Origin of the sequence: Methylophilus rhizosphaerae, assembly GCF_900100975.1 — a bacterium.
Taxonomy (GTDB): Bacteria; Pseudomonadota; Gammaproteobacteria; order Burkholderiales; family Methylophilaceae; genus Methylophilus; species Methylophilus rhizosphaerae.
This window is the reverse complement of the sequence record NZ_FNFX01000003.1, coordinates 91894-106511: the sequence shown is the minus strand read 5'-3', so window position 1 is coordinate 106511 and position 14618 is coordinate 91894. Positions and strand designations below refer to the sequence as shown.

The following is a 14618-nucleotide window of genomic DNA, read 5'->3' as shown; positions in this document are numbered from 1 at the left end:
GTCAAACGTCCGCATCCGTTGCCCGCACTTGCGGAGTGCGGTCCAGGCTCACGGCAATCACGCCTGCCACCACCAACGCGGTGCCTGCGCCCTGTATCCACGACAGTTGCTCACCAAGAAACACATACGCCAATATAATGGTCGAGACCGGGCCAATGGCGCTGATCAGTGACGCCTTCCTGCTGCCAAGCTGGTGTATGCCCAAATTCATTAATATCGCGGGCAATACCGTGGCAACTATCGCCATCAACAATGCCAATGCATAGACCTGGCTGGGCAAAGCCGTAATCCCGGCAAAAGAACCACTGACACCAAACTGGCAGGCACTGGCAAATGCAGCCAGGCTCATGGTGAATGCAGTAAAGCGGGTTGCACCAAGTTTGGGAATCAGTTGCCCACAACCCAGCAGGTAACCTGCGTAAACCACCGCACTTAATAACACCAGCCACGCACCATACATCGTATCCGCTGAATTCAGTCCTGATAACTCAATATCATGCCATACCACCAGCACCACGCCCGCATAGCTGATGACCATGGCGAACCATTCGCGACGCGTGATGTGGTGCTTGAGGAACACAGCGCTCATCACCACGACTAGGGTCGGGTAAAGAAACAGGATGACTCTTTCCAGCCCGGCTGACACGAAACGTAATCCTTCAAAATTAAGCCACATGGAACCGTAGCCCCCGACGACAGCCAGTATCACTAACCATCCCCAGTCTTTGGCCGTGAGGGTTGCAGGTGATCCCTGGCGGGTTGCCCACCAGCCCAGCATAGCAAAAAACGGGAGTGCGAAAGCCATACGCAACGTAATCAGGCTGGCAGCATCTACGTGATAGACGTAGGCCAGCTTGACCATAATCGCCTTGGACGAAAAGACAATAGAGGACAGCAGCACCAGTATGGCGCCGTAGTATGGATGTGGTGATTGTTTCATATCAGTCCTGGATCAAGGGACTCAACGAGGGAGGAACAGCAAGACCAACCGCGGAGAGCCCGCGGTTGCAAAAGTTTATGACAAGCAGCAACCGCGGCACGATGTGGCGACCAGCCACAATGCCTTTCGGTTCATCACTGCAATAGAGGTGAAGGATTGCTTGTTCATAAGGTTGCCGAATTTACGCGGATTTGGAGGAATGGTCAAGATCACCTCTCCTATAATGAGCAACCTAAGAAATTCGTAACATCCTATTTCTAATCAACCCAGTAAAGTAATCAATGGCACTTGTAATCTGGACAAACCAAAGAAAAGCACTAGCCAAGAGTGCGAAAAGGATTTCCGTCGGATAGATAAATACCCAACAACATTACAATGCCTTGCGCAAAGTAATCAACTGCATATTCTCCACTTGCGGCTGCCACATATCCGGCTGCTGTGGAAACGGCTGTATCTGTTCCGTCAGCAAATAACCTAGCCGCTGGTAAAACGCGATCAACTCCTGTCGCAAGCTGATTACCAGCATCTCTGCATAATTGGCCTGCCACCGCCCCTGCGCCAGCTTCTCTGCCGCAAGTATCATGGCCTTGCCATACCCACGATTCTGCAATAACGGTGAAACCGCAATCATGCCCAGATGCACCGCGTTTTCCGCAGTATGATGTCGCTCCAGGCAGATACAGGCCACGACAGCACCCCCCGGTTCTTCACCGAGCAGAATGCAAGCATCTTCCCGTGCGATGAGGGCTTGCACGGTGCGCTCACTGGTGCGCACACCGGTCAATAAATCGGCTTCTGTGGTCCAGCCAGCACGACTGGTTTCCCCGCGATAAGCTGCATTGACCAGTGCGCAAATGAGCGGGCTATCCGCCAAGCAGGCAAGACGATGTTCCAGCATGGCCTTTAGCCCGTAGCACGGGTTTCCGTGACATGTTGTACCACCAGGCTACCTATCATATCTCCCTCCACGTTGACCGCAGTACGTACGGTATCCAGCAAACGGTCTATCGGCAACAGAATCGCAATCGCTTCCGCCGGCAATCCCACACTCTGTAACACCATGACCATGGTCACCATGCCGGCACTGGGAATCCCCGGCGCCCCCATCGCTGCAATCATGGTGGTCAGGCACACCACCAGTTGTTGCCCCAGTGACAAGTCTATGCCTGCCAGTTGCGCCACAAACAAGGCCGCGGCCGCTTCATATAAAGCCGTACCATCCATATTCACCGTCGCACCAAGCGGCACCACAAAACCTGCAATTTCCGGCTTTACGTTCATGTTTTGTGTGGCACAACGCATGGTTACCGGCATGGTCGCGTTACTCGAACTGGTAGCAAAGGCCGTGAATAAAGACTCACGCGCCTGTTTCAGAAACCATAAGGGATTCTTTCCGGTAATCAGGTACAGCAAGCCTGGCAAAACGACCAGTCCATGCAACAAGGTAGTGCCTGTCACTAGCAGCATGAATTTGGTCAGCGTGGTGAAAATCCCCACATCCTGCGTCGCCACCAGTTTAAACAGCAAGGCGGCAATCCCGAACGGTGCCAGTCGCATGATCCAGCCGATGACCTGCATGCTGACCGCCATACCTTCCTCAAATAAGTCCAGTAAATGTGGATAGCGCTCGGACGCCGTCACCAACGCAATGCCCAGCACCAGCGCAAACGCCACAATCGCAATAATATTGCCTTCAGCCAGTGCCTTGAACGGATTCATGAAAATGCCGTGCAGGAACTGGGTAAAAAATTCCGCCAGCGTCAATTGCCTGGCCTCGAACTGCTGCATGGCATCGGCAAACATCGCCAGATGCAGCCCGGCACCAGGTTTGAAAATATGGCTGGCACCCAGGCCAATCACAATCGCGATCAGGGTGGTGGTCGCAAAAAACAGTAATGTGGTTTTCCATACCAGGTTGACCTGGCGATGCTGGCGCAGATTGGCAATGCCAGTGACAATCGCACAAAATACCAGCGGGATCATCACCATTTTCAGCAGGTCGATAAATAGTGTGCCAACAAGATTGGCGGCATAGAGCGCACCGTCGGCCTGTTTGCCATGAGCAAATAGACCCAGCGCGACGGCGCCTACCGCAGCCAACAATATCTGTCCGTTTAAACCAAGTTTTCTCATAAAGCGGCCCTGGAAATGGTGTTGGAAAATAACGGCAAGCCAGGTCACCTTCCAGTCAATATGCTCCTAACTATTTGGCAGTTTTCTCAAATACTGCTGCAAAAAAACCATCCGTACCATGCAAATGTGGCAATAGCTTCAGATACTCCCCGGTATCCAGCGCAATATTCTGTTGTGCCAATACTTCATTAGCAGGAATTAACTTGAAGTCGGGATGCGCTTGCAAGAAGGCCTCGGCAATGGCTTCGTTTTCGTCACGCAACAGGCTGCAGGTCGCATATACCACGCGGCCACCCGCTTTACAGAGTTTGGCCGCCCGCGCCAGGATATTGGTTTGCTTGATATTCAACTCAGCGACATCTTCTTCCGCCTGGCGCCATTTAAGATCCGGGTTGCGGCGCAAAGTACCCAGGCCGCTACACGGCGCATCTACCAGCACACGGTCAAATTTGCCATTCAGGCGTTTGAGCTTCAAGTCGTTTTCGTTGTTGATGACCTGCGCTTGCAGATTTGATAAGCCGCTGCGTTTCAGGCGTTGGCCCAGATTATTGAGGCGCTTTTCAGACACATCAAACGCATACAGACGACCGGTGCTTTTCATCAGTGCGCCGAGTGCCAGTGTTTTGCCACCCGCACCAGCGCATAAATCGGCCACCATTTGCCCGCGTTTTGGCGCCACCAGGTAACTGAGTAACTGGCTGCCTTCGTCCTGTACTTCAATTTTGCCTTCGGTAAACAGGATGTGTTTGCTGATATTCAACCGCGCGCCCATACGAATGCCGATAGGGGAATAAGGCGTAGGCGCGATCACATTATCTTTAACGGTGTTTTCGCCCAGCATGCGTGACAGCACTTCTTCGCGGTTGGCTTTGATAGTGTTGACGCGCAAATCCAGGCTGGCCTGCTCAAACATGCTGCGGCAAATGGTCATGGCTTCGGCTTCGCCATATTGCGCGACCAGTTTGTGCCAGAACCAATCACGTACATCGGCCAAAACAGCGGATGCAAAACCTTCGCTATTTCTGCTTTTGATCTGTACGGCCCATTCTTTCTGGCGTTCATCCAGCATCTCTTCAAGGTCGCGTATGCTTTTGCCTTCCACCTTAATCAGCCAGGCAAGAATCAGTTTGCGCGTGTCTTCATGTTCACCCGACTCTGTAATCGTCAGTTCGCGCAGGTAACGGTAGCGACGCAACACACCATAGGCGGTTTCGGCGATCCAGGCGCGGTCTTTGGTACCCAGCTCGCGATGCTGACGGAAGAATTCGCTGAGCCTGGCATCGGCCGGGCTTTCAAATTTCAGCAGGTCGCTTAATAAAGTCGCCGTCTGGCGCATGAGTGCTTGATTCATTAATATCTTTCAAAGTGTTGCATTATTCAGTGGCCAACCGCGTGGCAACTTGCTCAATCACCATGCCGTTTTTCTCCAGTTTCCTGATCTTGACCGGCACATACCGGTAATCCTTCGCCAGCCATAATTCTATTTTCTCGTCACTTTCCCCACGCGTGTGGGCAATATGCACGGCTTGCATGGCTTGGTCGGCAATGACCAGGGTATCTTCGCCCTCAAACTCGTACTGGTATGCCCCCAGGCGACGGCCATTGGTCAGCGAGACATGCATCTCCTGCAAGGGTGGCACAAACATAAACTGGTACATGAAGCTGAGGATATCCTGCGTATCACGCGGCAAATTCTGCCGTTGCTCGCCTTTGGCTGTTTTCAGGGTAATGAAATTGGTTTCCCAGTCAAAGGAAGCCTCGTATATTTTGCTCGCCCTGTCACCAAATGCATATCGATAAGTGCGCGGTTTCAACCCATGCTGGTCAATATCGCCATGGCTTTGTTGTTCCAGTGTGGGATACAGCAATTTCAGCAAGCCACGGCCTTCAACAATCCAGCGCAGCGCATATTGCCCTTCCGCTTCCTGCACATACTCTATCTTTGCACTGCCAGCCGGCCTTTCCTCACCATTCACATAGACAGAAAAATCCGTACTGACACGTTGATATGGCGGCGGCAGGCTTTCTTCCGGCTCTGCAATACCGGTGTGATCCGTGGCATGCCAGGCCTCAATTTCTGCCTGCCGGATGGCGTCTGTCTCTTCTACCGAGGATGCTTCAACAGGCTCTGCCGCGACTGGCGATGGTTCTTTTAGTGGCTGTGGAAGGCTGTCAGATACTGGTGCAGGCAGTACTTTTCTTGGTTTTGCCGCAGGTAACTTTCTTGGTACGGCGGCATGCACAGCGGCAGCCTGCACCGGTTTGGGCGGTGGAACTTCCAGCTGCGCTTGCAGTAAGGTAGGCGTTGGCACATCGTCGGAAAACCAGCTTTGCCAGGCAGCCTCTTCCAGCAAAAAAAGATGCACCAGCAATGAAATACATAATGCCAAAGCCAGTTGCCAGGAAATGCGTGTTCGTACCCAGTGTCGCAGGCTTTGTCTATTAATCACGCGCGCTTCCGATGTTGAAAACCCGTTACTGGCCAGTGATGCGGGTGATCACCTGTTCCATACGTTTGCCATCATCAAGCACCACCAGCTTGACTGGCAAGTAACCTTTCTCCTTGGCCAGGTACAGTATTTTTTCACCTTCACTGTCCGCCAGTTTAATCACTTTAAAGCTGCCGGCTGCCGTTTCCAGCGGCGCATCCTCTTCGGTCACGATAAACGCGTGCGATGACACTTTCTTACCGTTCGCCACGTCCAGTTTGATCTGCTTGGCTTTAGGTGCTTGCCACATCCAGCAATACATAATACTCAGCAGGTCCTGGGTCCCCTTTGCCAGTTTCTCGGTCTGTTGCCGGCCTTTCACCTGCATTGCGAGGGCTTTTTTCGCCCAGTCAAAGTCACTGACCAGCGCTTTATCAGGATGCCTGGATTGCCGCGATTCAAAGTGCAGGGGGCGCAAAGTATTGCCGCTGATATCACCCTGGCTGGAAAGTGTGCGCTCACCCATAAGCTTATAGATGCCTTTACCTTCCGCCAGTGAATCAATCTGGTATTTGTTGCCGGTCACGGTCAGCTGGTCTTTGACACTGCCGATGGAAATACCCTGCTGTAACAGCTCATACTCCACGGAGAGCTGCCTGGGCGCTGCCAGCGAGACGGACGCTGCCACTAACAGCAGAACGGCCAGGCAGCTTGCCACAAAAGGGTGACGTAGCATTATTACATCACCACGGTCGGCGCTTCACCGGCCTGTTGTGCACGAATATGGCCAATGCGGTACACCGTTTCGCCAGCAGAAGCCAATATCGCCTGCGCCTGTTCGGCATGTTCGGCGGCCACGATCACCACCATACCGATACCACAGTTGAAGGTACGGTACATTTCCAGTGGCGCTATATTGCCCTGTGCCTGCAACCACTGGAACAACGGTGGCAAGGTCCAGCTGGATTTCTGTACTTCTGCGGTCAGGCCTGCCGGTAACACGCGTGGAATATTCTCGGTGATACCGCCGCCCGTGATATGCGCCATGCCTTTGACCGGCAAGGTTTCCAGCAATTTGAGGATGGATTTCACATACAGTTTGGTCGGCGCCATCACTACGTCTTTGAACTTGCGGCCATGGAAATCGGACTCCATATCAATGCCGGATTTATCAATCAATTTGCGGATCAATGAATAACCATTGGAGTGCGCACCGCTGGAAGCCAGACCCAGCATCACATCGCCAGCCTTGATGCTCTTGCCATCAATAATACTGGCTTTATCGACACAACCGACCGCAAACCCGGCCAGGTCATATTCACCTGCCGGATACATGCCAGGCATTTCAGCCGTCTCACCCCCGACCAGCGCACAGCCGGATTCTTCACAACCTTGGGCAATACCTTTAATCACTGCGGCGGCAGTACCGACTTCCAGCTTGCCACAGGCAAAATAATCCAGGAAAAACAGTGGCTCCGCACCCTGCACCAGGATGTCATTGACGCTCATGGCCACCAGGTCTATGCCTACCGTGTCATGCTTGTTCAACTGAAACGCCAGTTTGAGTTTGGTGCCCACGCCATCAGTACCGGAAACCAGGACAGGCTCCTTGAATTTTTTAGGCATGGCAAACAATGAACCAAAGCCGCCGATGCCGCCCATCACTTCAGGACGCATGGTGCGCTTGGCAAATGGCTTGATCTGCTCAACCAGTGCATCACCAGCCTCGATATCCACGCCGGCATCACGATAGGTGACAGAAGTTTTATCAGAAGAAGTCGTCAAGATACTCTCGTTTCTTTCAATACGATTAACAGTTAATCCACTGCACATTCATAGATGTTGCAACAAACCGTGTTACAACGATGAAATTCAGTATAATTTTAAAATAATCATTATTTTAACGCATCTTGTCAGTTCGACCTATGCCGGATTCGATGGATGCGTCTACGCCTATGCCAGAAAACCACCAGCCTCAATCATCCAGCGTCACCCGGTTTGTCAGCGACAATCGCTGGTGGATACTGGCAGCGCTGTTCATCTACCTGTTTTACCTGCTGAACCCGGTACTATCGCCGTTCCTGGCTGCTGCCGTGATTGCTTACATGCTGGATCCGCTGGTGGACCGTTTGAGTGAGGCAGGCTACCGTCACTGGCAAATTGGCCGCACCCTGGCCACCTTGCTGGTGATGGCAGGCGTCATCCTGGTGCTGACCGGGTTGATGCTGGTGATTATCCCGCTATTGCAGCAGCAATCCATGCTAATCGTGCAACGTTTACCGGCACTGGTCGACCAATTCCACCAGCAAGTGGAGCCGTGGTTATTACAGCGGTTTAACATCCGCCTCAATGTCAATCATGCGGATATGCAGAAACTGTTCAGCGAACACTGGCAAACAGCCAGCAGTTTTCTGGGCAGCATGTTGCTGAGCGCTGGCCAGAAAGGGTTGAGCCTGATCGGCATGCTGGCCAATATCCTGCTGTTGCCTGTGGTGTTGTTTTATTTTTTGCGCGACTGGGACGATATGATGACCAAAATCGGCGAACTGATTCCGCGCGACTGGATAGGCCAGGTAAAAACCGTCTGCAAAGACATTGATAGCGTGGTGGCAGAATTTCTGCGCGGCCAGTTATCCGTCATGCTTTCGCTATGCGTGTTCTACAGTGTGGGTTTATGGCTGGTGGGACTGGATATGGCGCTGTCGGTCGGCATGATTGCCGGTTTGCTCAGTTTCGTGCCCTACCTGGGATTTTCGCTGGCGTTTATATTAGCGATCATGCTGGCCTTCCTGCAGTTCGCTTCTTTCACCGAAGTGATTCCGGTGCTGCTGGTGTTTGGCGTCGGCCAGTTTGTGGAAAGTTTTTTCCTGACGCCTATTCTGGTCGGTGACCGTATCGGCCTGCATCCGGTACTGGTGATCCTGGCCTTGCTGGCTGGCGGGCAATTGTTCGGCTTCACCGGCGTGCTGCTGGCATTACCGGTCAGTGCGGCAATTGCCGTTGGGTTGCGCTATACCAAAAGAAGCTATTTGCACAGTGAAACCTACCTGAGCAGCCATCCTTCACAGATGATTCAGCTGCCGGACGACTGACCTTCAACATGACTGAAATATTGCCGTGAAACAACTGCTGCTCAATATCCAGCCACCGGCTGCACCGGGGTTTGACAACTTTATTGCCGGCCAGAATCATGAGGCCCTGAACAGTTTACGCATGGTACTCGCCGGCCAGGCAACCACCCGCTTTGTGTTTTTGTGGGGCACGCCTGGCAGTGGCAAAACCCATCTGTTGCTGGCGGCCCAAGCCATGGGCGCGCATATCGCCGACGACGTGCATACGCTGGACGAAGAATCGCAGATTCTCCTGTTTGACACGTTTAACCACATCAAGGCCGAAGGCGGCGTCCTGGTCACTGCCGGCAATCATGCGCCCACCCAGATGGGCCTGCGTGATGACCTGGCCACCCGGCTGGCGTGGGGGCTGGTCTACCAGCTCCAGCCATTGAGCGATGACGAAAAGGCCGATGCGCTACGCGCGCATGCGCGAAACCGCGGGATGAAACTACCGGACGAAGTGATTGCTTACTGCCTGAAATACTTACGCCGGGACTTGCCAACCTTGATGGCGGTCATGGATGCCCTGGACCGATGGTCACTCACTACCAAGAAACCGGTCACGGTGCCTTTGCTGAAAAACATGCTGCAACTGGCACCTGAGCATTAGCCAGTTACTCACCTTCAAAACTGTAACAGTTCTTCCCCTTCTTCTTGGACGCATACATCGCCTTGTCTGCAGCATGCAACAATTGCTTCACCTGCTTGCCATGATGCGGGTATTCGGCAATGCCGATACTGACGCCAATATTGAGTGGCTGGTTTTTCACCATCACCGGGCGGGAAAATAGCTGTATCAGGCGTTGCGCCAGTTGCACCAGCTCCATGCGGTACAAATAGCTGCTGACCACCAGCACAAACTCGTCCCCGCCCTGCCGCGCCAGGAAATCGGTTTGCCTAAGCACCTTCCTGAACATATTGGCGACCTCGACCAGCAAGGCATCTCCCACTTCATGCCCGTATTGATCGTTGACCTGCTTGAATCCGTCAAGATCCATAAAGAAGATGGCAAAAGGTTTTGAATCATGCCTGGATACATCATAAATATTATTCAGGTGCTCATAGACACTGCGCCGGTTAGGCAAATCGGTCAGCAAATCGTGATCCGCCTGATGACTCAGTTTTTTAGTCACCGCCTGGCTCTGCCACACCTGCTCCAGTAACTGGGTAGTATTGCGATACGAAAACAGCAAGACCAGTATAATCAGCAGACATAACAGCATGGCACCAATCACTGCCGCAATCATGCGCTCGCGGATCTCGCGCTCGAATTTTGCCCTCAGTTCCGCCAGCATGCCATCCAGCTCGCGTAGCCGGATATTAATCTGGGTCATTAATTCACGCCCTTTATCCTTGCTTACGGAAAGATGGGCGGCATAAGAACCGGCACGTAACTGCACCTGTATGCCCTGGTCCATGCTGTCGAATTTCCGGTGCACCAGTCGCTGGAGTGCCTGCAACTCCGTGTGCACGGCGTTAAAACCGGTGGACTCCTGCTCCACATGTGCAATCACATTGAAGGTTTCCGCCCGCCCCTGTTCCAGCGTATCCAGGAACAGCGTGTTACCTGTGAGCAGATACCCACGTTGCCCGCTCTCGGCATTGGTAATCGCCTTGCCCAGCGCAGCAATGTTGTAACGTTGCCGGTCAACCTGGTCTTTCTGCTCGGAGAAATGCACCAGTTGATACATGGCAATAAACAGCCACGTCATGGACGTACACAAGATGATGACGGCAATGATGAGTGGAATCAGTATACGTCGCTTGTAATTAAACATACCCCATACCATCGACATGACAATGAACCGGAATTTAAATCTATCATACGACCACCGCGAATGTAATAAAATACACTTATCGATAGATAACCACTATCCACGAGACTTTTATGCTGCGAATGACCGAAATCAAGCTGCCTATCGAGCAAGCTGACACGCTTAAACATCAGGATGACCAGATCAGGGCGGCCATCCTCAAACGTCTTGAAATCCCCGCCAGTGACCTGATCCGTTTCGAAATTTTCAAACGCGGCGTGGATGCGCGTAAATCGCATGCGATTTTATACGTTTACAACATCGATGCGGAAGTAAAAAACGAGGCAAGAATCCTTGCCAGATTTAAAAAAGATCCGCATATCAAACCCGCACCGGATACCGGTTACACATTTGTTGCTACAGCCAACACAAGCCAGGCAACATCTTCACAGCCGCGCCCTGTCGTCGTCGGCTTCGGTCCCGCCGGCATATTCGCCGCGCTTATCCTGGCCCAGGCCGGGTTCAGGCCGATTGTACTGGAGCGTGGCAAAGAAGTACGCAAACGTACCCAGGACACCTGGGGTTTATGGCGCAAACGCCGGTTAAACCCGGAATCCAACGTGCAGTTCGGTGAGGGCGGTGCCGGTACTTTCTCCGACGGCAAACTGTATAGCCAGATCAAAGACCCCAAACACCTGGGCCGCAAGGTATTACAGGAATTTGTCAAAGCGGGTGCACCGGAAGAAATCCTTTACGTCAGCCACCCACATATCGGCACCTTCAAACTGGTCAGCATGGTGGAAGAAATGCGTAACACCATCATCAGCCTGGGAGGCGAAATCCGCTTTGACAGCCGCGTCACTGAAATTGATATCCAGGACCAGCAAGTGCAAGGGGTGACCTTGCAATCAGGTGAATACCTCGCCACCAATCACCTGGTGCTGGCCGTGGGCCATAGTGCACGCGATACGTTTGAGATGGCATACAACAAAGGCATATACATCGAAGCGAAACCATTCTCCATTGGCTTTCGTATCGAACATCCGCAAAGTCTGATTGACCGGGCCCGCTATGGTAGAAGCTATAGCGATGACATCCTGAAAAAACTGGGCGCCGCCGATTACCGCCTGGTGCATCATGCACAGAATGGCCGCAGCGTTTACAGCTTCTGCATGTGCCCTGGCGGCACCGTAGTGGCAGCCACTTCCGAACCTAACCGGGTAGTGACTAACGGCATGAGCCAGTACAGTCGTAACGAGCGCAATGCCAACGCCGGTATCGTGGTCGGCATTACGCCTGAGGTGGATTACCCAGGCCATCCATTGGCTGGTGTCGAATTACAGCGCCAGCTGGAAAGCCATGCGTTTGTGTTGGGCGGCAGCAACTACTCCGCACCCGGGCAACTGATCGGCGACTTTCTGGCCAATAAGCCCTCTACCGAATTTGGCGAAGTGACGCCTTCCTATACGCCGGGCGTACACCTCACCAACCTGGATTCCGCCTTACCAGCATTTGCCATTGCCGCCATCCGCGAAGCGATTCCGGCGTTTGCCAAACAGATCGCGAATTTTGACCTGGCCGATGGCATCCTGACCGGGGTCGAAACGCGCACCTCCAGCCCAATTCGTATCAAGCGCGATGATGACACGCTACAAAGCATTAATACCAAAGGCCTGTTCCCGTGTGGTGAAGGCGCTGGGTATGCCGGCGGTATTTTGTCGGCGGCGGTGGATGGCATTAGAGTAGCCGAAGCAGTTTCACTCGCATTGGTTTCCTGACCGTTGGCCTCCTGATCTGCATTCGAAATAAAAAACCTGCCGAAGCAGGTTCTTTATTTTTACAACATTTACTGACGGATCAGGTAATCAAATGCACCCAGTGCAGCATTGGCACCTTCGCCCATGGCGATGACGATCTGCTTGTAAGGCACCGTCGTCACATCTCCCGCCGCAAACACGCCGGGCAATGAGGTGGCATTATGGTTATTAATTTCAATTTCCCCATATTTACTCAGGTCCAGCGTGCCTTTCAACCAGTCGCTGTTAGGCACCAGGCCAATCTGGATAAACACACCCTCCAGTGCCACATGCTTGCTGTCACCACTGACGCGGTCAGTATAAGTGAGGCCATTCACACGTGTGCCATCCCCCGTGATTTCAGTGGTTTGCGCGCTGGTCAGGATAGTCACATTGCCTAGTGAGCGCAATTTGCGTTGCAGCACGGCATCAGCCTTGAGTTCAGTATCAAACTGCAGCAGGGTGACATGGCCAACCACGCCAGCCAGGTCGATCGCCGCTTCAACGCCGGAGTTCCCACCGCCAATCACTGCGACATGCTTGCCCTTGAACAGCGGGCCGTCACAGTGCGGGCAGTAAGCCACGCCTTTGTTTTTGTACTCTGCTTCGCCAGGCACATTCAGGTTTTTCCAGCGCGCACCGGTCGCGAGGATCACAGACTTGCTGCGCAGGGTGGCACCACTTTCGAGCTTCACTTCAATCAAACCGGCATGCTTGTTACCGGCTTTAGCAGGCTCGGCCAGACCAACGGCACGTTGCAAAGGCATGATATCCACGTCATAGGTTTTCACATGCTCTTCCAGCGCAGCCACCAGCTTGGGTCCTTCGGTCTCTTTGACAGAAATGAAGTTCTCAATCGCCAGCGTATCGTTGACCTGGCCGCCAAAACGATCCGCCACGATACCGGTACGTATGCCTTTACGTGCGGCGTAAATCGCGGCTGAAGCACCCGCCGGGCCACCACCCACGACCAGCACGTCAAACGGTTCCCTTGCGTTGAGTTTTTCAGCTTCTTTCGCTACCGCACCGGTATCGACTTTGGCCAGGAACTCTTCCACCAGCATACGGCCAGACGCAAACATCTCGCCATTAAGGAAAGTCGCAGGCACCGCCATGATGTTGCGTTCGTTGACTTCGTCCTGGTACAGGGCGCCATCAATGACCGTCACATTGATGCGTGGGTTAAACACTGTCATCAGTGTGGTCGCCTGCACCACATCCGGGCAGTTATGGCATGAAAGGCTCATATACACTTCGAAGTTCAGGTCGCTATCCAGCGCCTTGATCTGGTCGAGTACATCCTGCTCCACTTTAGGTGGATGGCCGCCGGTCCACAGCAAAGCCAGTACCAATGAAGTAAATTCATGGCCCAACGGAATGGCCGCAAAACGCACGCCGTGGGTTTCGCCCTCTTTGGCAATCACGAATGAAGGTTTGCGCGCATCGTTGCCGCTTTCATCCAGGCTGACCTTATCGGACAAAGCCGTAATCTCTTGCAATAGCTCGCGCATTTTCGCAGCATTGTCGCTGTTATCCAGGGATGCAATCAGACGGATAGGCTGACGCAGCATACCGAGGTAGGTTTGCAGTTGTGTCTTTAAGGTATCGTCTAACATTCTTACTCTCCAAAAATACGGCTTCGCTTAAATTTAAGGCAACAAAAAGCCGTCGCCATCACAGATGGCAATCAAAAAATGGTTGGGGGGAAACTCGCTCAGGTAAAACCACCATCATGTGAAAACACCTGCTAGTGACTTTACCTGAGCGCCCTGCTCACGCAGGGCTTTGCTCAAGCTAATCTCGGAGAGATTTAGATTTTGCCTACCAAGTCCAGGGAGGGTGTCAATGTGGCAGCACCGTCATTCCATTTGGCCGGGCAAACCTGGCCTGGGTGAGCAGCGGTGTACTGGGCTGCTTTCAACTTGCGCAAGGTTTCCTTCACATCGCGGGCGATTTCGTTGCTGTGTACTTCAGCAGTTTTGATCACACCTTCATCGTTGATGACGAAAGTACCACGCAATGCCAGGCCTTCTTCTTCAATATGCACGTCAAACGCACGTGTCAACTGGTGAGTCGGGTCGCCAATCAGCGGGAATTTCGCTTTACCTACTGCAGGAGAAGTCTCGTGCCAAACCTTGTGGGAGAAGTGCGTATCGGTGGTCACGATGTACACTTCAGCACCGGCCTTCTGGAATTCTGCATAGTTATCAGCGGCATCTTCCACTTCTGTCGGGCAGTTGAAAGTGAACGCTGCCGGCATGAAAATCAATACAGACCATTTGCCCTTCAAAGACTCTTCAGTCACTTCGATGAATTTACCATTGTGAAATGCCTGTACCTTGAATGGTTGTACTTGTGTGTTAATCAATGACATGTAGCTCTCCTTTTGATGATTCAAAAACACGGGTTAATTAAAAATTTGCTGCTTCTCAACAGCGAATGAGTGCATTTTA

The 14618-nt window shown here is 52.8% G+C and carries 13 protein-coding genes; 3 read left to right on the top strand and 10 right to left on the bottom strand.

All coding sequences use genetic code 11. From position 1 onward, the window contains the following. Nucleotide 1: 1 nt before the first annotated feature. The 7 genes from BLP53_RS07240 to purM form a co-directional block, all read right to left on the bottom strand. Nucleotides 2-940, bottom strand: coding sequence for a DMT family transporter (locus tag BLP53_RS07240; protein WP_091471506.1), 939 nt, complete (start codon nt 938-940; stop codon nt 2-4). Nucleotides 941-1310: 370 nt separating this feature from the next. Continuing rightward, on the bottom strand, nt 1311-1838 hold the full coding sequence (locus BLP53_RS07230; RefSeq protein ID WP_091471505.1) for a GNAT family N-acetyltransferase: 528 nt from the start codon (nt 1836-1838) through the stop codon (nt 1311-1313). A 5-nt stretch (nt 1839-1843) separates the two neighbouring features. Beyond that, entirely contained in the window at nt 1844-3073 is a 1230-nt protein-coding gene (locus tag BLP53_RS07225) for a dicarboxylate/amino acid:cation symporter (RefSeq protein WP_091471901.1), read from the bottom strand. A gap of 70 nt (nt 3074-3143) precedes the next feature. Further along, entirely contained in the window at nt 3144-4424 is a 1281-nt protein-coding gene (locus BLP53_RS07220) for an RsmB/NOP family class I SAM-dependent RNA methyltransferase (RefSeq protein WP_091471504.1), read from the bottom strand. Nucleotides 4425-4446: 22 nt separating this feature from the next. Further along, a complete protein-coding gene (locus tag BLP53_RS07215) occupies nt 4447-5523 on the bottom strand; it encodes a DUF3108 domain-containing protein (protein WP_245652706.1) in 1077 nt (358 codons plus the stop codon). Nucleotides 5524-5548: 25 nt separating this feature from the next. Beyond that, nucleotides 5549-6238 (bottom strand): DUF3108 domain-containing protein, encoded by a 690-nt coding sequence (locus BLP53_RS07210; protein ID WP_091471503.1) that lies wholly within the window; start codon nt 6236-6238, stop codon nt 5549-5551. A 2-nt stretch (nt 6239-6240) separates the two neighbouring features. Next, nucleotides 6241-7335, bottom strand: coding sequence for a phosphoribosylformylglycinamidine cyclo-ligase (gene purM / locus BLP53_RS07205; protein WP_425412901.1), 1095 nt, complete (start codon nt 7333-7335; stop codon nt 6241-6243). Between the two features lie 92 nt (nt 7336-7427). Between purM and BLP53_RS07200 the strand changes: the two genes are divergently transcribed. Both BLP53_RS07200 and BLP53_RS07195 read left to right on the top strand, forming a co-directional pair. After that, complete coding sequence (locus BLP53_RS07200) at nt 7428-8594, top strand: AI-2E family transporter (RefSeq protein WP_425412900.1); 1167 nt, start codon at nt 7428-7430, stop codon at nt 8592-8594. 25 nt (nt 8595-8619) lie between these two features. Beyond that, nucleotides 8620-9225 (top strand): HdaA/DnaA family protein, encoded by a 606-nt coding sequence (locus BLP53_RS07195; protein ID WP_091471500.1) that lies wholly within the window; start codon nt 8620-8622, stop codon nt 9223-9225. Between the two features lie 4 nt (nt 9226-9229). Here BLP53_RS07195 and BLP53_RS07190 read toward each other — a convergent pair whose 3' ends face one another. Then, the gene (locus BLP53_RS07190) at nt 9230-10411 is read right to left on the bottom strand and encodes a diguanylate cyclase domain-containing protein (RefSeq protein ID WP_245652704.1); all 1182 of its coding nucleotides are present in this window, start codon (nt 10409-10411) and stop codon (nt 9230-9232) included. 92 nt (nt 10412-10503) lie between these two features. Here BLP53_RS07190 and BLP53_RS07185 point away from each other — a divergent pair, with 92 nt between their 5' ends. After that, on the top strand, nt 10504-12147 hold the full coding sequence (locus BLP53_RS07185; protein ID WP_091471499.1) for an NAD(P)/FAD-dependent oxidoreductase: 1644 nt from the start codon (nt 10504-10506) through the stop codon (nt 12145-12147). Nucleotides 12148-12215: 68 nt separating this feature from the next. Here BLP53_RS07185 and ahpF read toward each other — a convergent pair whose 3' ends face one another. Both ahpF and ahpC read right to left on the bottom strand, forming a co-directional pair. Further along, complete coding sequence (gene ahpF / locus BLP53_RS07180; protein ID WP_091471498.1) at nt 12216-13781, bottom strand: alkyl hydroperoxide reductase subunit F; 1566 nt, start codon at nt 13779-13781, stop codon at nt 12216-12218. Nucleotides 13782-13975: 194 nt separating this feature from the next. After that, nucleotides 13976-14539: an alkyl hydroperoxide reductase subunit C gene (gene ahpC / locus BLP53_RS07175; protein ID WP_091471497.1), complete on the bottom strand. Its 564-nt coding sequence runs from the start codon at nt 14537-14539 to the stop codon at nt 13976-13978. Between the last annotated feature and the right edge of the window lie 79 nt (nt 14540-14618).